At 71.9% G+C, this 16,460-nt stretch carries 16 protein-coding genes and 1 pseudogene; 10 read left to right on the forward strand and 7 right to left on the reverse strand.

All coding sequences use genetic code 11. The annotated features are described in order from the left end of the window. Window positions 1–37 precede the first annotated feature (37 nt). The 3 genes from GLX30_RS35340 to GLX30_RS19220 all read left to right on the forward strand — a co-directional run bounded on the left by GLX30_RS35340 (window position 38) and on the right by GLX30_RS19220 (window position 2,475). Window positions 38–853 (forward strand): TetR/AcrR family transcriptional regulator C-terminal domain-containing protein, encoded by an 816-nt coding sequence (locus GLX30_RS35340; RefSeq protein WP_159695123.1) that lies wholly within the window; start codon window positions 38–40, stop codon window positions 851–853. After that, entirely contained in the window at window positions 850–1,479 is a 630-nt protein-coding gene (locus GLX30_RS35345) for a TetR family transcriptional regulator (protein ID WP_159690399.1), read from the forward strand. Before GLX30_RS35340 ends, GLX30_RS35345 begins: the two co-directional genes overlap by 4 nt. A 93-nt stretch (window positions 1,480–1,572) precedes the next feature. Next, window positions 1,573–2,475 carry an oxidoreductase gene (locus GLX30_RS19220; protein ID WP_159690404.1) on the forward strand — a complete coding sequence of 301 codons (903 nt, stop codon included), beginning with the start codon at window positions 1,573–1,575 and terminating at the stop codon, window positions 2,473–2,475. On the opposite strand, the gene GLX30_RS19225 is transcribed toward GLX30_RS19220, so the two are convergent. Together GLX30_RS19225 and GLX30_RS19230 are read right to left on the reverse strand one after the other, a co-directional pair. Continuing rightward, a complete protein-coding gene (locus GLX30_RS19225; RefSeq protein WP_159690409.1) occupies window positions 2,466–3,449 on the reverse strand; it encodes an aminoglycoside phosphotransferase family protein in 984 nt (327 codons plus the stop codon). The genes GLX30_RS19220 and GLX30_RS19225 overlap by 10 nt on opposite strands. 202 nt (window positions 3,450–3,651) lie before the next feature. Beyond that, the gene (locus GLX30_RS19230; protein WP_159690412.1) at window positions 3,652–4,560 is read right to left on the reverse strand and encodes an aminoglycoside phosphotransferase family protein; all 909 of its coding nucleotides are present in this window, start codon (window positions 4,558–4,560) and stop codon (window positions 3,652–3,654) included. 173 nt (window positions 4,561–4,733) lie between these two features. Between GLX30_RS19230 and GLX30_RS19235 the strand changes: the two genes are divergently transcribed. The 3 genes from GLX30_RS19235 to GLX30_RS19245 all read left to right on the forward strand — a co-directional run bounded on the left by GLX30_RS19235 (window position 4,734) and on the right by GLX30_RS19245 (window position 6,265). Beyond that, window positions 4,734–5,171, forward strand: coding sequence for a helix-turn-helix transcriptional regulator (locus GLX30_RS19235; protein ID WP_159690415.1), 438 nt, complete (start codon window positions 4,734–4,736; stop codon window positions 5,169–5,171). 25 nt (window positions 5,172–5,196) lie between these two features. Continuing rightward, the gene (locus GLX30_RS19240) at window positions 5,197–5,799 is read left to right on the forward strand and encodes a hypothetical protein (RefSeq protein ID WP_159690417.1); all 603 of its coding nucleotides are present in this window, start codon (window positions 5,197–5,199) and stop codon (window positions 5,797–5,799) included. A gap of 118 nt (window positions 5,800–5,917) precedes the next feature. Further along, window positions 5,918–6,265: a DUF2516 family protein gene (locus GLX30_RS19245; protein WP_159690420.1), complete on the forward strand. Its 348-nt coding sequence runs from the start codon at window positions 5,918–5,920 to the stop codon at window positions 6,263–6,265. 322 nt (window positions 6,266–6,587) lie between these two features. On the opposite strand, the gene GLX30_RS19250 is transcribed toward GLX30_RS19245, so the two are convergent. The 3 genes from GLX30_RS19250 to GLX30_RS19260 form a co-directional block, all read right to left on the reverse strand. Next, a complete protein-coding gene (locus GLX30_RS19250) occupies window positions 6,588–7,826 on the reverse strand; it encodes a response regulator (RefSeq protein WP_159690423.1) in 1,239 nt (412 codons plus the stop codon). 265 nt (window positions 7,827–8,091) lie between these two features. Next, window positions 8,092–9,189, reverse strand: a complete 1,098-nt coding sequence (locus GLX30_RS19255) for a C40 family peptidase (RefSeq protein ID WP_159690425.1) — start codon at window positions 9,187–9,189, stop codon at window positions 8,092–8,094. A 261-nt stretch (window positions 9,190–9,450) separates the two neighbouring features. Then, window positions 9,451–10,236 (reverse strand): class I SAM-dependent methyltransferase, encoded by a 786-nt coding sequence (locus GLX30_RS19260; protein ID WP_159690427.1) that lies wholly within the window; start codon window positions 10,234–10,236, stop codon window positions 9,451–9,453. A gap of 202 nt (window positions 10,237–10,438) precedes the next feature. Here GLX30_RS19260 and mshA point away from each other — a divergent pair. The 3 genes and pseudogenes from mshA to GLX30_RS19275 all read left to right on the forward strand — a co-directional run bounded on the left by mshA (window position 10,439) and on the right by GLX30_RS19275 (window position 14,164). Continuing rightward, window positions 10,439–11,778 (forward strand): annotated as a pseudogene (gene mshA / locus GLX30_RS19265) (D-inositol-3-phosphate glycosyltransferase). Window positions 11,779–11,872: 94 nt separating this feature from the next. Further along, window positions 11,873–12,373, forward strand: coding sequence for a YbjN domain-containing protein (locus GLX30_RS19270; RefSeq protein WP_159690429.1), 501 nt, complete (start codon window positions 11,873–11,875; stop codon window positions 12,371–12,373). 114 nt (window positions 12,374–12,487) lie between these two features. After that, complete coding sequence (locus tag GLX30_RS19275; RefSeq protein ID WP_244258218.1) at window positions 12,488–14,164, forward strand: glycoside hydrolase family 55 protein; 1,677 nt, start codon at window positions 12,488–12,490, stop codon at window positions 14,162–14,164. A 32-nt stretch (window positions 14,165–14,196) separates the two neighbouring features. Here the strand turns inward: GLX30_RS19275 and GLX30_RS35350 are convergent, their stop codons facing one another. Together GLX30_RS35350 and GLX30_RS19280 are read right to left on the reverse strand one after the other, a co-directional pair. Then, entirely contained in the window at window positions 14,197–14,490 is a 294-nt protein-coding gene (locus tag GLX30_RS35350) for a hypothetical protein (protein WP_244258219.1), read from the reverse strand. Then, the gene (locus GLX30_RS19280) at window positions 14,490–15,542 is read right to left on the reverse strand and encodes an MFS transporter (protein WP_244258220.1); all 1,053 of its coding nucleotides are present in this window, start codon (window positions 15,540–15,542) and stop codon (window positions 14,490–14,492) included. Before GLX30_RS19280 ends, GLX30_RS35350 begins: the two co-directional genes overlap by 1 nt. Before the next feature lie 154 nt (window positions 15,543–15,696). Here GLX30_RS19280 and GLX30_RS19285 point away from each other — a divergent pair, with 154 nt between their 5' ends. Continuing rightward, window positions 15,697–16,458: a phosphoglyceromutase gene (locus tag GLX30_RS19285; protein WP_005315620.1), complete on the forward strand. Its 762-nt coding sequence runs from the start codon at window positions 15,697–15,699 to the stop codon at window positions 16,456–16,458. The last annotated feature ends 2 nt before the right edge of the window (window positions 16,459–16,460 follow it).

Below are 16,460 nucleotides of genomic sequence, written 5' to 3' on the forward strand. Positions count from 1 at the left end.
GGCGGGCAGCGGGCGACAGCAGAAGGCGGCGGAGTCGATGGCGGGCAGTGGACGCAGGCGCGCCCCGGACGGTGCGAAGACCGAAACCGGGCTGCCGGCGAGCATCGAGGCGGCATGGGGCCTGCGGAAACGCCCCGGGAAAGGCCCCAAGCCGGGCATCGGCATCGAGCGGATCGTCGCGGCCGCCGTGGCTGTGGCGTCCTCGGAAGGCCTCCCGGCGGTCTCCATGGGGAGGGTCGCCAAGGAGCTCGGCGTCTCCACGATGTCGCTGTACCGGTACGTCGCCGCGAAGGACGAGCTCTACATCCTGATGCTGGAGGAGGCCGTCGGCCTGCCGCCCGAACCCCCGGCCCCCGGGACCGGCTGGCGCGAGGCGCTGGCAGCGTGGGCGTGGGCGCAGCGCGAGGTGTTCCACCGCAGTCCGTGGATGCTGCGCATCCCCATCTCCGGCCCGCCGGCCACCCCCAACTCGGTCGCCTGGTGGGACCGCGGCCTCGCCGCCCTGGCGGACACCGGTCTCGACGAGGGCGAGAAGATCTCGGTGGTCCTGCTGATCGGCGGTTTCGTACGCAACGAGGCCATGCTCATGGCCGACCTCGGAGCGGCGTTCGCCGCCAGCGGCGAATCCCCCGACGTGGTCATGCGCCGCTACGCGAACACTCTGGAGCGGTTCGCCGACCCCGAGCGGTATCCGGCGCTCGCCCGCCTGCTGGAGTCGCGGGTGATGTACGAACCGGACAGCCAGGACTTCGAGTTCGTCTTCGGTCTCGAGCGACTGCTGGACGGGGTGGGTGTCCTGGTCGAGAAGCGCCTCGCGGGCGCGGCACGGCACGAGGAAGGACCGCATACATGAGCGGCCCGAGCACCGGAACGGGGCTGCGCGAGCGCAAGAAGCGCCTCACCTACCGGGCGATCTCCGACGCGGCCGTCGCGCTCTTCCTCGAGCGGGGCTTCGACGCCGTCTCCGTCGCCGAGGTGGCGGCCGCGGCGGACGTCTCGAAGCCGACGCTGTTCCGGTACTTCCCCACGAAGGAGGACCTGGCGCTGCACCGGTTCGCCGATCGCGAGGACGAGGCCGCGCGTGTCGTCGCCGCCCGGCCGGCCGGTGTCCCGCCGCTCGAGGCGCTGCACCGCCACGTCCTCGACGGCCTGACGCGTCGCGACCCGGTCACCGGGCTGAACGACGAGGAGGGCGTGCTCGCCTTCCACCGGTTGCTGTACGGGACGCCGAGCCTCGTGGCGCGGCTCCATGCCTACCAGGTCAGGTCGGAACGGGCGCTCGCCGAGGCGCTGTGCGCCGCGGGGGCGCAGGGGCTCGGCGCCCGGCTGGCGGCAGGGCAGATCGTCGCCGTACTGCGCATCCTCGCGGAGGAGAACTGGCGGCGGATCGAGGCGGGGGAGCGGGCGGAGGACATCGCGCCGGACGCCATGGCGGCGGCCGACCGGGCCTTCGCGCAACTGCGGGCGGGTCTGGGATGAATCACGGCGCGAGTGTCTTCCCCCGGCCGCTGCGCTGCCGCGTTCCTCGTCCGCTCCCCGTCGCGCCGCCGACGCGCGTGTCAGACTCCCGGGATGACCACAGAGACGATCACCGCCTCCGCCGCGGGGAGTTGGCAGCTGGGTGACCTGACGGTCAACCGGATCGGGTTCGGCGCGATGCGGCTGACGGCGGACGCGGACGGCGCTCCCAGCGACAGGGACCGGGCGATCGCCGTGCTGCGGCGGGCCGTGGAGCTCGGCGTGAACCACATCGACACAGCCGCGTTCTACTTCTCGGCCACCCGGTCCGCCAACGAGCTGATCAACCGGGCCCTGTACCCGTACCCGTCCGACCTCGTCATCACCACCAAGGTCTGGCCGGGACGCGACCCGTCCGGGAACTGGTGGTGGGCCTCGCCGGAGCAACTGCGGGGACAGGTCGAGGAGAACCTGCGACAGCTCGGCCGCGACCACCTGGACGTGGTGAACCTCCGGGTCCCGCCGAGCGGTCGAACCGGCTCGCTGGCCGCCCACTTCGAGGTCCTCGCCGGACTGCGGGACGCCGGCCTGATCCGCCATCTCGGTATCTCCAACGTCAGGCCGCACCACCTCGAGGAGGCCCGGGCCGTCGCGCCGGTCGTCTGTGTGCAGAACCCGTACGGGGTGGGTGCCTCCCCGGAGCACAACGCGTTCCTGGACTCCTGCGGCGAACAGGGCGTGGCGTTCGTGCCGTTCTTCGCGATCGCGGGCGGCAGCCGGGAGGCCGGCGCGAGCGGCACCGACAGCGAGGAGGTCCGCGCCGTCGCCCGGGCGCACGGGGCGAGCCCGGCGCAGGTCAGGCTCGCCTGGACGCTGCAGCGCGGCCCGCACGTGCTCGCGATCCCCGGCACCGGCAACCCGGACCACCTGGCCGACAACGTGGCCGCCGGCTCGCTTCGGCTCTCGGACGACGAGATGACCTTGCTGGACGGGGCCGGGCGGGAGCCTCAGCCGTAGCGGCGCAGCAGCGCTTCGAGGTAGTCCTCCAGACGCCGGGCGACCAGCCGCGGCGTCAGGTCGGTGCGGCCGAGTTCCCGCCACGGGACGGCGACCTTCTCGGCGTCCGGAGCGAAGGCCAGCGCGTCGAGCATCCGCCAGTAGAGGTGGTCGGCCGGATCCTTGGCGAGCCGCCCGCCCGCGGCGGCGTAGCGGTCAGCGAAGAGCAGGCCCTCGTCGGGGCCGTGCAGCAGGGCGAGCGCCGTGGAGCAGTGGGCGACGTCCAGGTCGGCGGGGCCCCAGGAGGTCTCCACCCAGTCGACGACACCGCTGATGCGCAAATCCTCCGCCTCCCCGGTGAAGAGCACGTTCCCGGGATGGAAGTCACGGTGGAGGAAGCAGGCCCGGTGGGCGGGCGGGTCCCGGCGTACGACGTCGACCGCGCGCCGCCACACGTCGGGCCGGTCCGTCGCCCCGGGCAGCCGGACCCGGTCGGGAGCGGTCCACGCCTGGTAGGCGCGTGGCCGCTCCCCTTCGGGTACGTCCAGCCGGTGGATGCGTACCAACTGGTCCGCGAGCAGGGCGGCCCGGCGGTCGGCACCGGCGTCCTCCAGCCGGACGCGCCCCGGCAGCAGGCTCATCAGGAGCGAGGGGTGGTCGCAGTGTTCGGCGTCCGGGTCGACTGCCACGAGCTCGGCCACCGGCACCGCGCCGGCCGGTGCGAGCAGGCGCAGCATGCCGGCCTCGCGGGTGAGGAGTCCCGCCGCGTGCCGGAGGTACAAGGGTTCGACGAACGACCGGAGCACCAGGGTGCGTTCCGCGCCCGCGGGCCCAGCGACGCGCAGGCGTCGCATCGTGGACGTCCATCCGCCGAGAAGCCGCTCGGCGCCCTCGATCCGTTCGCCTTCCCCGAGTTGCCCGCACACCCAGGCGCGCGTCGTCGCCCAGTCCTCGCCGTGCTCCTGGCTGCGTCCGTGGTCCGTGTCCCCGCCCATGGACCGAACCCTACGGTCGGACGGCACGACACGGTCGACGCCGTCGCGGCGGCAGGGGCATGGGCACCACCACGACGCTGTGCCGCTGCTTCAACGGCACCGTGGCGTGCCCCCGGACGCCGACCGGCGCACTTCCGCGGCGTCTCCTGAGCCGCGGGCACCACTCGACGCGCCGCGGTGTCTCCTGAGCCGGCGCATCCGCTCAACGCGTCGCGGCGTCGGCGAGGACGGCCCGAAGTCGTGCCAGGCATTCGGCGACGAAAGCGGGAAAGGTGTGCCAGTAGTACGAGACCCCGCTGACGCCCACCGCGATGGCCCAGGCGCGGGCGCGGGCCCAGGTGGCGTCGTCGAGGCTCGACGCGTCCCAGTAGGCCTGCCGTGCATGTGGCGGCAGGTCCCAGACGGTGGAGTGCTCGGCGTCGGGAAAGCCGACCGAGAGCGCCCCGAAATCTATGACCGCGTGGAGCTTGCCTTCCCGGACAAGGAGGTTGGTGGGTTTGAGGTCGCCGTGGAGCCACACGTGAGGTGCGGAGGGCTCGGGCAGTGCGAGTGCGGCTCGCCACAGCTGTTCCAGAGCGTCGACGTCGAGCTCGGAGCCCACGGTCGTCCGGCAGTTGTCGAGACTTTCGCCGATCCACCGGTCGCACGGCTCCAGGCCGCCTCCGCGGTACCAGCTGAGGCTGTCCGTGCGCGTCGCTCCCATGAGGTCGATGCTGTGGAGCTCGCCGACGACCGCCGCCAGGTCGGCGCCGAACGCGGACCAGTCCCCGACGGTGTCCGGGCCGGCCTGGTCACCGTCGATCCAGCGGTAGACCGACCAGACCGCGGGGAAGGCGGCGGTGGGCGCCCCGGCGTAGACGGGCCCGGGGACCGGGCAGGAGAGGAGGGGCGCCAGGCGAGGAAGCCACTCCTGCTCCTTCCGCAGCGACTCTCCCTTGTCGGCGGTCCGTGGAAGGCGCACGAGCAGGTCGTCGCCCAGGCGGTACATGGTGTTCTCCGTGCCCGCGCCCGCCGGTTCCAGCGGCAGGCCGGCCCACTCCGGCCGCTCCGCCTGCAGCAGTGACCGGACCAGCGTCTCGTCGACCGGGATCTCGTTCTCGTGAAGGGTCACGCCGGAAGTCTCGCCGCGGACGGAGCGCTGAGCCAGTGACTTTCCGTCAGCCGCGGTGCCGCGCCGGAGAAGAGCCCCGGCGAAGCCGGCGCTTGGGCCGTCCGGGTGTTGCTTGCGACACTATTGCAAGCAGTTGCTTGCAATAGTTAGCGCCGGTACGGCACCATCGGTACATGGCATCGCTCAACGTCGGCAATCTCGGTGAGTACCTCCGCGAACAGCGGCGCAACGCGCAGCTGTCCCTGCGGCAGCTCGCCGACGCCGCCGGGGTGTCCAATCCGTATCTGAGCCAGATCGAGCGCGGGCTGCGCAAGCCGAGCGCCGAGGTCCTTCAGCAGGTCGCCAAGGCCTTGCGGATCTCGGCGGAGACGCTGTACGTGCGGGCCGGGATTCTGGACGAGCAGGAGCGGGACGAGCTGGAGACGCGTGCCGTCATCCTGGCCGACCCTTCCATCAACGAGCGGCAGAAGCAGGTGCTTCTCCAGATCTACGAGTCCTTCCGCAAGGAGAACGGGCTCGAGACCGCCGCTGCCACGGAAGCCCACGAGGACACCGCCGCTGACGGCCCCCGCACGGCCGGTACGGGCGATGCCGAACCGAAGACGAACTGATCTGCGTTCCGGGAGGACCACAGTCATGGCCATCACCGATGACCTGCGTAAGACCCTCACCGACCCGACTCCCCTCTACTTCGCCGCCGGCACCGCCGACCTCGCAGTCCAGCAGGCCAGGAAGGTGCCCGGGCTGATCGAGCAGCTGGCCGCCGAGGCGCCGGGCCGTATCGACGCCGTGCGCAACACCGACCCCAAGGCCGTGCAGGAGAAGGTGACCGCGCAGGCCAAGGAGGCGCAGGCCACCGTGCAGGCGAAGGTCGCCGAGGTGATCGGGAACTTCGACACCGACCTGAAGAAGCTGGGCGAGAGCGCCCAGGACCTCGCGCTGCGCAGCGTCGGCGTCGCCGCCGAGTACGCGGTCAAGGCCCGTGAGACGTACGAGAAGGTCGCCGAACACGGCGAGCAGACCGTGCGGACGTGGCGTGGCGAGGCGGCGGAGGAGATCACCGAGATCGCCGTCGCCGTGGAGCCCGAGCCGGCGAAGAGCAAGCAGAGCGACGCCGAGCCCAATTCCGTGGCCGCCGCCGCGGAGCCGAAGAGCGCCGAGGCCAAGAAGCCGGCCGCGCGCAAGACCGCCGTGCGCAAGCCGGCCGCCAAGAACAGCACGCCGCCGGCCGCGAAGTGAGCGATGCGCGGGCGCCGCTGGAAGCGGCGCCCGGCACGGTCATCGCGCCTCGGGCGTCCTCGGAGGTACCTTGGCGGCGAGGCAGGCGACACCAACCACTGAGTAGGCGGTGCTGAGGATGCTGGCTGAACGTTTCGACTTCGGGCTCGGGATGATCGTCAACCTGGTCTTCCTGGTGACGTCCGTGGTCGCTTTCGTCATGGCCGCCATGGCCCGTGAGGACGCCTACCGGGCCGCCGACAAGAAGACCAAGCCGTTCTGGCTGATCATCCTCGGTGTCGCGGTCGCCGTGAACCTGATTCCGTTCATCTCGATGCTGTTCCTGCAGATCGCCGGACTGATCGCCTCGATCGTCTTCTTCGTCGACGTACGCCCCGCCCTCCATCAGGTGTCCGGAGGAGGCGGCAAGCGGCGTGGCGGCTCCAGCAGCGACGGTCCGTACGGCCCCTACAACGGCGGCCGGTGACCGCCGCAGGACCCGACGCCCGCGCTCGCGGACTCGTCGGTGTGCCTGTTCTCCACTTCCGGCGTTCGTCGCGGGGCGTAGGCCCTGACCGGTGCCCGCGGCGCTCCGCCGACGATCGCCGCACATGATCGCGATGCCCGACGCGTGGCCGCGATGCGTACGGTGACGCGATGCCCGACACCAGACCGCTATACGCGAACGGTGCCGCGATGCCCGGCGCGTGAACGCGAGCCCCGACAGCTGACCGCGATGCCCGGCCGGTGACGCGCTGTCCGGGCGGTGCTGCGAGGGACTCCGGGTGGCCGCGACGGACGACCGTCGCTCAGCGGCGGGTCCCGTCGCGGCTCAGCAGCAGCACCGCCACGTCGTCGGTGAGGTCACCGCCGTTCAGCTCGCGCACCTCGCCGACGGCGGCCTCGAGGAGTGCCTCGCCGTCCAGACCGGCCGACAGCTGGCGGTTGATCATCGCGAGCATGCCGTCCTGGCCCAGCCGCTGCTTGGTGTCCGGGCCCTTGCGGCCCTCTATCAGCCCGTCCGTGTACATCATCAGGCTCCAGGAGCCGCCCAGCTCCACCTGGCGGCGCGGCCAGCGGGCACGCGGCAGCAGGCCGAGCGCCGGGCCCCCGTCGTCGTAGGGGAGCAGCTGCGCCGCCCGGCCGTGCCGGGCGATCAGCGGGGAGGGGTGGCCCGCCAGGCAGAGCCCGGCCCGCCGCCCGTCGGCGGAGATGTCCACCGTGCAGAGCGTCGCGAAGATCTCGTCGCTCTCCCGCTCGTGCTCCAGCACCTGCTGGAGCGTGGACAGCAGGTCGTCGCCGCACAGTCCGGCGAACGTGAGGGCCCGCCACGCGATGCGCAGTTCCACGCCGAGGGCCGCCTCGTCCGGGCCGTGGCCGCAGACGTCGCCGATCATCGCGTGGACCGTGCCGTCCGGGGTGCGGACGGTGTCGTAGAAGTCGCCGCCGAGCAGGGCGCGGGAGCGCCCCGGGCGGTAGCGCGCCGCGAAGCGCAGGTCCGAGCCCTCCAGCAGGGGAGTTGGCAGCAGACCGCGCTCGAGGCGGGCGTTCTCCTGGGCACGGAGCCTGGACTCGGCGAGCTTCACCTGGGCGGTGTCGGCGCGCTTGCGCTCCACCGCGTACCGCACGGCGCGGGTCAGCAGGCGTCCGTCGAGCTCCTCGCGGACGAGGTGGTCCTGAGCGCCCAGCCGTACCGCCTCCGCGGCCAGCTCGGTGTCGCCGGACGCGGTCAGCGCCAACACGGCGTGCCGGGGCGCGAGGCGCAGAACGTGCTTGAGCGCGCCGAGGGCGTCGTCCTGCGGGCGTCCGGCGAGCGCGAGGTCGACGAGGACGCAGTGGACGTCGTCCGTGAGCAGCCGCTCGGCCTCGGTGAGGTTCCGGGCGGTGCGGATGCGGACGCGCGCACCTGCGGCGTCCAGCAGACCGGGAACGCTGAAGGTGCCCGCAGGGTCGTCCTCGATGACGAGGAGTATCAGGTCGCCGCCGGCTCCGCCGGGGGCGGTCTCCGCGACGGGGACGTTCCTCTGTCGCGGTACGGGTACGGGCATCGGTGTTGTTCCTTCCCTCCCCCCGAGGGCGCGGCAGGACGACGATCGACGACCCGCCAGACGGGGACCATAGCGGTAGGCGGTGGCCGAACGGAATGGCGATCAGCGAAGAGCCGATGGCATATGCCGCGCTCAGGGGCGTAGTTGCCGGGCGGCCCATGACGAACATCACCCCGGGCGCCCGTTTCACCCCTTCCTCCACGTGGCGTGCGTCACGTGCGAAGTGGTGTCCGTGTCCCGTCGCCGTGCTCCCGGCGGGGCGGCGTCACTTGTCGGGGCGGACGACACCGAGGATGGACATCGAGCCGGCTCCGGCCACGGTCACGTTCCTGCCGGGCCGCGGCGCGTGGATGATGGCGCCGTCGCCGATGTACATCCCGACGTGGCTGGCGTCCGAGTGGTAGATGATCAGGTCGCCGGGGCGCATGTCCTGGATGCGGATCCGGGGAAGCAGCCGCCATTGCTCCTGCGAGGTGCGGGGGATGGTCCGGCCGGCGGCGGCCCAGGCCTGTGAGGTGAGCCCCGAGCAGTCGTAGGAGTCCGGCCCCTCGGCGCCCCACACGTACGGCTTGCCGAGCTGCTTCGTCGCGAACCGGAGTGCCTCGCGGCCCTGTTCGCTCGCTGCGCCGCCCACGCCCTTCAGCGCGCCGGAGTCCAGCCAGGCGGCCTGGGCGTCGTACTGTGCCCGCTGCTCAAGCTGCAGGAGCGTCGCCAGCTCCTCCTTCTCGAGCTGGTCCTCGAGCTTCTTGGCGGCGGCGATCCGCTCCTTGATCTCCTTCTGCGCCTTCTCCTTCTTGGCCCGGTTGGCCTCGAGCCTCTCCCACTGTGCGCTGGCGTCCTTGGTGTAGGTGGCCAGGTCCGCCTGGGTGCGGGTGAGTTCGGTGATGAGGTCCTTGGTGGCCTTCTGGCCCTGCTGGATACGGCCGACGCCGTCGAGGAAGAGCTGAGGGTCGTCGACGAGCGCCAGTTGCGCCTCCGGGGGCAGCCCGCCCGCGCGGTACTGGGCGCGGGCGGCCGCGCCCGCGCGGTTCTTCAGCTCTTCGATCCTGGCCTGGCCCTTGACCATCTCCTGCGCGAGCTTCACGATCTCGGCCGACTGCTTCTGGGTCTGCTCCTCCGCGAGGTTGTACGCGTCCGTCGCGGACGCGGCCTTGCGGTAGAGGGCGTCTATCTCCAGGCGGACTTCCTCGAGCGACCGGTTCGGCGCGGCCGGCGGGGGCGGCGGGAGCGCGCCGGGCCGGGTGACGGACGCCGGTGTCGTCGGGGCCGGCTCGGGGGCCGCGAAGGCCGTGCCGGGGGACGTCAGCAGCGTCAGAGCGCAGACCAGTGTGATCGCGGCAGTGGCACAGTGGCGTCGGTTCACGACTCCCCCTCCGGACGAACGCCTGGGATCCGGCTGCCTGCGGGGCAACCGAATATGATTAACCGTCAGTAACTTGGGCGTGACGTCGTGATGGTGTCATGGCGCACGCGAAAGTGACAGGGTCGACCGGCAGTTCGGCGCGCAGATCACCCCCGCAGATCACCCACCCCTGGCCGCGCCCGCCGGTCTTCCCTCTCCACTGACGAGCAAGGCCCCGGCTACGTTCCCGTGTTCGGGCCGTTCACTCGATCGTGGTGCCGTTCATCCCGAATCGGGTGCGAGTGCCGCCCACTTCACGGTCACCTCTCCTTGCCGCCACCGTCTCCGGTCGTCCGTCAGCGGCCAGGTGTCCGCAAGGTCCGTCACGGCCTTGATCCAGCGCTGCCGGGCGCCAAGGGACGCGTACGGCGCCGCCGCCGCCCAGGCCCGGTCGAAGTCCCGGAGGAAGGCGTGCACCGGCTCGCCCGGCACGTTGCGGTGGATGAGTGCCTTGGGCAGCCGCTCCGCGAGGTCGGAGGGGCGTTCGAGCGAGCCGAGCCGGGTCGCGAACGTGACCGTCCGCGGCCCTTCCGGGCCGAGCGCCACCCATACGTGCCGCCGCCCGATCTCGTCGCAGGTGCCCTCCACCAGCAGGCCGCCGGGGGCCAGTCGGCCGCACAGCCGCGCCCACACGGCGGCCACCTCCGACTCGTCGTACTGGCGCAGCACATTGGCGGCCCTGATGAGGGCGGGCCGGTCCGGCGTCGGGACCTCGAAGCCGCCGTGGCGGAAGGCGAGCCCTGCCCGTTCGTACGGCTTCGCGGCACTGACCCGCGCCGGATCGATCTCGACGCCGACGACCGCGCACCGCGGATCGGCGGTGCGCAGCCGCGCGAGCAGCTCCACCGCGGTCCACGGGGCCGCCCCGTACCCGAGGTCGACGGCCACGGGGGCCGCGTCGGCGCGGCGCAGGGCGGGGCCGTGCGCATGCGCGATCCAGCGGTCCATGCGGCGCAGCCGGTTGGGGTTGGTCGTCCCGCGGGTCGCGGTGCCGACGGGGCGGTTCATGCAGAAGAGGGTATGCGGTCGGACCGGCGCACAACGGACGTGGTCCGCGGCCGCGGGCGCAAGGGGCGCGGCGGCCGTGGACGGTAATGATTCGGCAAAGTGGTCCCCGGTGGAAATGGAAGGGACCGCTCCGCTGTTGTCAGCGTGTGCGGGACCCGCTTGCCCCGCGCATCGTCGTGCCCGCAGCGAGAGGACCGCCGACGTGAGCCAGTACGTGTCCCGCCTCGGCAGCAGCCGGATGGCACCGCGTATCCGGTTCCCCGGCGGCAACCGCAAGCCCCGCCGGGTCGCCATGCTCAGCGTCCACACCTCCCCGCTGCACCAGCCGGGGACGGGCGACGCGGGCGGCATGAACGTCTACATCGTCGAGCTGGCCAAACGCCTCGCCGCCATCAACGTCGAGGTCGAGATATTCACCCGGGCCTCCTCGGGCGGCCTGCCGCCGGCCGTGGAGCTGGCCCCCGGGGTCCTCGTGCGGCACGTCGACGCCGGCCCGTACGAGGGCCTGGCCAAGGAGGACCTGCCCCCTCAGCTGTGCGCCTTCACCCACGGCGTGATGCAGGCGTGGGCGGCCCGCCGGCCCGGCCACTACGACCTGGTCCACTCGCACTACTGGCTCTCCGGCCACGTCGGCTGGCTGGCGGCGGAACGGTGGGGCGTCCCGCTCGTGCACGCCATGCACACCATGGCCAAGGTGAAGAACGCCGCCCTGGCCGAGGGCGACTCCCCGGAGCCGGCCACCCGCGTGATCGGCGAGACGCAGATCGTGAACGCCGCCGACCGGCTGATCGCCAACACCGCGGGGGAGGCCGACGAGCTCGCCCGTTTCTACGACGCCGACCCCGCGAAGGTCGCCGTCGTCCACCCGGGCGTGAACCTGGACCTCTTCCGCCCGCGGACGGGCGGGCCGCCGCCCGGGCACGCCTCGGGCTGCCTCAGGAGGCGTTCATCCCGCTGTTCGCGGGCCGGATACAGCCCCTCAAGGCCCCCGACATCCTGCTGCGCGCCGTCGCGACCCTGTTGGCCCGCGAGCCGTCCCTGCGGCGCCGTATCCACGTCCCCGTCGTCGGGGGCCCCAGCGGCAGCGGACTCGCCAAGCCGGAGGGGCTCCAGAAGCTGGCGGCCAGGCTGGGCATCGCGGACGTCGTCCACTTCCGGCCGCCCGTCGGCCAGGAGCAGCTCGCGGACTGGTTCCGCGCCGCCTCCGTACTGGTCATGCCCTCCTACAGCGAATCCTTCGGGCTCGTCGCCATAGAGGCTCAGGCCGCCGGCACACCGGTGGTCGCCGCCTCGGTCGGCGGCCTCCCGGTCGCCGTCCGCGACGAGCACACCGGCTTCCTGGTGCCGGGGCACGATCCCGCGCACTACGCGGACGTCCTGGCGGGCTTCGTACGCGACCCTTCCCGGGTCGAGCGGATGGGTGCGGCGGCTGCCCGGCACGCGCAGTCGTTCGGCTGGGACGCGTCGGCGTCGGCGACCGCGGACGTCTACCAGGCGGCCATGTACGAACACCGCCGCCGTACGCGCGCCGCGCACCACTGACAGGCCGAGCCCCCGCCGGCCGGCCGCGGCGCGGGCCGTGCGGCTGTGACGGCCGTCGCACGCGGGCCGTGTACCACTGACGTACGCTCGCCCCATGGCTGACGTACAGCAGGCGACGCGGGTCATCGAGCAGGCTTTCAAGGACGCCGACCTCGAATGGGAGAGTCCCGACACGGGCTCCTACGTCGTCAAACTCCCGGGCACGCGCAAGCTTTCCACGACGTGTTCGTTCCTCGTCGGCAAGCACTCGCTCTCGGTCAACGCCTTCGTCATCCGCCATCCCGACGAGAACGACGCCGCCGTCCACCGCTGGCTGCTGGAGCGCAACCTCAAGCTGTACGGGGTGAGTTACGCGATCGACCGGCTCGGCGACATCTACCTCGTGGGCAGACTCCCGCTGTCCGTGGTCACGCCCGAGGAGATCGACCGGCTGCTCGGCTCGATCCTGGAGGCGGCGGACGGCTCGTTCAACACGCTGCTGGAGCTGGGTTTCGCGAGCGCCATCCGCCGCGAGTACGAGTGGCGCGTGTCGCGTGGTGAATCGACGCGCAACCTCGACGCGTTCACGAACCTGACCCAGCGGCCCGCCGACTGACGTCCTGACTCCTCTGCTGCCCGGTGCACGACCCTTTCGGTGCGCCGGGTCGCCGTGGCATGCTCGCCGCCGACGTAAATATGAACGTCGTTCACATCCATGGAAGGTGGCGTCATGGGGTCCGATCAACGAGCCATCAGCAGACGCGCATTGCTCGGCAGCGCGACGGCCGTCGTGGCGACTGCCGCGACCGGCGGTCTCGCGACGGCCCCCGCGGCTGCGCGGCCACGCACCACCCCTGAACTGTGGCGGGAGTTCCGCCGCGCGCCCTACACGCACCCCCAGATCCCGTACATCGGCAGTGCCGGCCGGGCCGCCGGGGCGCGTCACCTTCCGCGGCGTCCGGTCAGGGCCGACGTGCGTGACTACGGGGCCGAGGGAGACGGCTCCGTCGACTGCGCACCCGCGATCAACCGTGCCGTCGCCGCTGTCGGCGAACGCGGCGGCGGCACGGTCCTCGTTCCGGCGGGCACGTATCGCATCGACGACGTCATCCGCATCGGGCACAGCGACGTCGTCCTGCGCGGCGCCGGGAGCGGCCGCACCACCCTTCTCGCCACCCGGAACCTCACCGAACTCATCGGCCCCTACGGCTCCCGCTACGGCGGGGACAAGTCCTCCTGGTCCTGGGCCGGCGGCCTCATCTGGCTCTGCCCGAAGGAGCGTTACGCCTCCCTCACCGACGCCATCAGGGCCAAGGCGTGGCCTTTCGAGGGCTGGACCGGCAACCGGCGCGACGAGTGGACCACTCTCGCCACCGTCGCCCCCGCCGGACGCGGCGACCGGTCCGTCACCGTCTCCGACGCCTCCCGGCTGCGCCGCGGCCGGCTCGTCATGCTCCGCCTCGCCGACGACGCCGACCACACCTTGCTCCGTCACATGGCCGGCGACGGTGAGGGAACGAAGACGTATGTCTGGGACGACAAGACCAAGTTGACGTCCTACGTCCCCTACGAGTGGCCCGTGCGCATCACCTCCGTCCGAGGCGACAGGGTCACCCTCGAGCGCCCGCTGCCCCTCGACGTACGCCCCGAATGGGACCCGCGCCTCACCACCCTCGTCACACCGCTGACCGGCTCCGGGGTGGAGGGCCTGACCCTCGCGGCGATCGAGACACCGCAGTCCCCGCACCTGCTCGACAAGGGCTACAACGGCGTCACCTTCCAGTGCGCGTACGACTGCTGGGCCGACGACGTCACCGTGCGCCATGTCGACAACGGGTTCGGCCTCGTCGCCGCCTCGGCATGCACCCTGCGGCGCACCCGCGTCGAGGGTCGCGGCTCGCACCACCCCTACTTCTGCCGCGAGGGCTCGCACGACAACCTCGTCGAGGACTTCACCGTCGTGCGCCGCACCGTCCCGGCACCCGCCGGGACCCAGCTCCACGGCATCAACGTCGAGGGCCTGTCCAGCTACAACGTCTGGTCGCGCGGTGTGATGGAGATGGGCACCTTCGACACCCACCGCGGCATGCCGTTCGGATGCGTCCGCACCGAGATCACGGTCGAGAACAACGGCCGCCACGGCGGCGACGCCGGCGCCGGCCCGCTGTACGGGGCCCGCTTCACCCACTGGAACGTCACGGTCACCAACGGCCGCGCCGGCCTGGTCCGGATCGACGGCATCGCCCCGTGCAGCGCCACCGTCGCCATCAGCGAGGTCCGCGAGTTCGACCAGACCGACGTGCCCGACTTCACCGGCGCGCTCAACTCCCGCCTGGAGGCGTACGGAGCCCCCGGCGCGGTCCACCCCGCCAATCTCTACGAGGCGCAGCGCCGACTGGGCCGCTGAACGGCGGTCATGTCCGCACGGGTCGGCCCCGGTCAGCCCCCGACCGGGGCCGCGCCCTGCTCGGTCTCCTTGTCGTGGACATCCGTCATGTCCGTCATGTCCGTCACGTCCGTCGCCTTCGCGACCTCCACGACCTTGGTCACCGAAGGCTCCACCGGACCGCCCGTCTCCGCCAGCGCCCTCCGCAGCAGCAGCGAGTAACCCACCGCCGCCACCGCGCCGACCACCGCGCACCCCATCCACAGGACGTCCGGCCCGGGGCCGTCCACGACCCAGCCCGCCAGGATCGGGGCGACGAAACCGGCGACGGCCCAGGACATGCCCATCACGCCCTGGTAGCGGCCCCGGGCGTGCTCGGGGCCAGCCGGGCGGTGGCGGCGGCGTTCGTCGGGACGTGCACCATCTCGCCGAGCGTCCACACCACCACGGTCGCTGCGAACACCAGCGGGGTGCCGGCCAGGGCCGTCGCCCCGGTGCCGACGGCGAAGAGCAGCGAGGAGACGGTGAGCAGCGCGGCCGGCGAGCGCTTGTCCGTGATCTTGTTGACGAGCAGTTGCAGGGCGACGATCACCACACCGTTGACGGCGATGACCATGCCGTACGAATCGGCCGACAGCCCCTCACCTGCCATGGTCAGCGGCAGACCCACCCATGGGGCGGTGAAGATCAGGCAGACCAGCAGGTTCAGCAGGACCAGGGTGCGGAACGGGGCGTCCTTCATCACGTCGAGGACGGTCACCCGTTGCTCCTCGACCTTCACGCCGGCACTGTCGACCCGGGCCTCGGGGCGGGTCTCGCCCAGCCGCATGAAGACGATCACGGCGCACAGCGCCGTCGCCACGGCGTCCGCCACGAACAGGGTCCGGTAGCCGAGGAAGATCGCGGCACCGCCGCCGAGCGCGGCGACGGCGAAGCCCAGGTTGAGGGCCCAGTAGTTGAGCGCGTAGGCCCGGCGCAGCTCGGACTCCGGGACCATGTCCGCGATCATCGCGCTGATCGCCGGCCGCACCGCCTGCATCGCCACGCCCATGAGGAGCACCACGACCGCGATGCCCCAGGCGCTGCTGACCACGGCGAGGGCGGCGGCGCACGCCGCGCCCGCCAGGTGCATCGAGATCATCGTGGGACGCCGGCCCCACCGGTCGGTGAGCATCCCGCCGAGCGGCGACCCGGCCACGCCGCCGAGCCCGTGCAGCGCGATGACGAGACCGGCGTACCAGGCCGAGTAGCCCAGTTCCTGCGTGAGATAGAGCGACAGGAAGGTGAGCACGAACGCGCCGGTCCGGTTCACCAGCGTCGAGGTCCACAGCCACCAGAAGCCGGGGGGCAGGCCCGAGACGGTCGTGCGCGCTGCGCGTCCGAGCGAAGCGATGGACATACGGGAGCCCCCCCACGGCTGTAATGGTCTTCTTGAGCATCCGCAACTTACTTAGTGGGAGGCGGCGACCGCCACTCAATTGACGGCGATCGTCAACGGTCCGCTCCTCGGGCAGCCGCGCGGCGTCGGCGGCGCGTCGATTAGGCTCGTGCGCATGGCCGACGCACCGTACAAGCTGATCCTCCTCCGCCACGGCGAGAGCGAATGGAACGCGAAGAACCTGTTCACCGGCTGGGTGGACGTCAACCTCACGGAGAAGGGCGAGAAGGAGGCAGTCCGCGGCGGTGAGCTGCTCAAGGACGCCGGTCTGCTCCCCGACGTGCTCCACACCTCGCTCCAGAAGCGCGCCATCCGCACGGCGCAGCTGGCCCTGGAGTCCGCCGACCGCCACTGGATCCCGGTCCACCGGACCTGGCGGCTGAACGAGCGCCACTACGGCGCCCTTCAGGGCAAGGACAAGGCCCAGACGCTGGCCGAGTTCGGCGAGGAGCAGTTCATGCTCTGGCGCCGCTCGTACGACACGCCTCCGCCGGTCCTCGCCGACGACAACGAGTTCTCGCAGGCGAACGACGCCCGCTACCAGACCATCCCGAGCGAGCTGCGTCCCCGCACCGAGTGCCTCAAGGACGTCGTCGAGCGCATGCTGCCGTACTGGTACGACGGCATCGTCCCCGACTTGCTCGCCGGCCGCACGGTCCTGATCGCCGCCCACGGCAACAGCCTGCGCGCGCTGGTCAAGCACCTGGACGGCATCTCCGACGCGGACATCGCCGGCCTGAACATTCCCACCGGCATCCCCCTCGTCTACGAGCTCGACGCCGACTTCAACCCGGTCAACCCGGGCGGCACGTACCTCGACCCGGACGCGGCGGCGGCGGCGATCGAGGCGGTCAAGAACCAGGGCAAGAAGAAGTAGCC

The sequence above is a fragment of the Streptomyces sp. Tu 2975 genome (assembly GCF_009832925.1).
Lineage (GTDB): Bacteria > Actinomycetota > Actinomycetes > Streptomycetales > Streptomycetaceae > Streptomyces.

What these genes read in the sequence shown, in the direction of transcription:
- GLX30_RS35340 (WP_159695123.1), top strand. Translation starts at nt 38, where the DNA reads ATGGCGGGCAGTGGACGCAGGCGCGCCCCGGACGGTGCGAAGACCGAA.
- GLX30_RS35345 (WP_159690399.1), top strand. Translation starts at nt 850, where the DNA reads ATGAGCGGCCCGAGCACCGGAACGGGGCTGCGCGAGCGCAAGAAGCGC.
- GLX30_RS19220 (WP_159690404.1), top strand. Translation starts at nt 1,573, where the DNA reads ATGACCACAGAGACGATCACCGCCTCCGCCGCGGGGAGTTGGCAGCTG.
- GLX30_RS19225 (WP_159690409.1), bottom strand. Translation starts at nt 3,449, where the DNA reads ATGGGCGGGGACACGGACCACGGACGCAGCCAGGAGCACGGCGAGGAC.
- GLX30_RS19235 (WP_159690415.1), top strand. Translation starts at nt 4,734, where the DNA reads ATGGCATCGCTCAACGTCGGCAATCTCGGTGAGTACCTCCGCGAACAG.
- GLX30_RS19240 (WP_159690417.1), top strand. Translation starts at nt 5,197, where the DNA reads ATGGCCATCACCGATGACCTGCGTAAGACCCTCACCGACCCGACTCCC.
- GLX30_RS19245 (WP_159690420.1), top strand. Translation starts at nt 5,918, where the DNA reads ATGCTGGCTGAACGTTTCGACTTCGGGCTCGGGATGATCGTCAACCTG.
- GLX30_RS19250 (WP_159690423.1), bottom strand. Translation starts at nt 7,826, where the DNA reads ATGCCCGTACCCGTACCGCGACAGAGGAACGTCCCCGTCGCGGAGACC.
- GLX30_RS19260 (WP_159690427.1), bottom strand. Translation starts at nt 10,236, where the DNA reads ATGAACCGCCCCGTCGGCACCGCGACCCGCGGGACGACCAACCCCAAC.
- GLX30_RS19270 (WP_159690429.1), top strand. Translation starts at nt 11,873, where the DNA reads ATGGCTGACGTACAGCAGGCGACGCGGGTCATCGAGCAGGCTTTCAAG.
- GLX30_RS19275 (WP_244258218.1), top strand. Translation starts at nt 12,488, where the DNA reads ATGGGGTCCGATCAACGAGCCATCAGCAGACGCGCATTGCTCGGCAGC.
- GLX30_RS35350 (WP_244258219.1), bottom strand. Translation starts at nt 14,490, where the DNA reads ATGGGCATGTCCTGGGCCGTCGCCGGTTTCGTCGCCCCGATCCTGGCG.
- GLX30_RS19280 (WP_244258220.1), bottom strand. Translation starts at nt 15,542, where the DNA reads ATGTCCATCGCTTCGCTCGGACGCGCAGCGCGCACGACCGTCTCGGGC.
- GLX30_RS19285 (WP_005315620.1), top strand. Translation starts at nt 15,697, where the DNA reads ATGGCCGACGCACCGTACAAGCTGATCCTCCTCCGCCACGGCGAGAGC.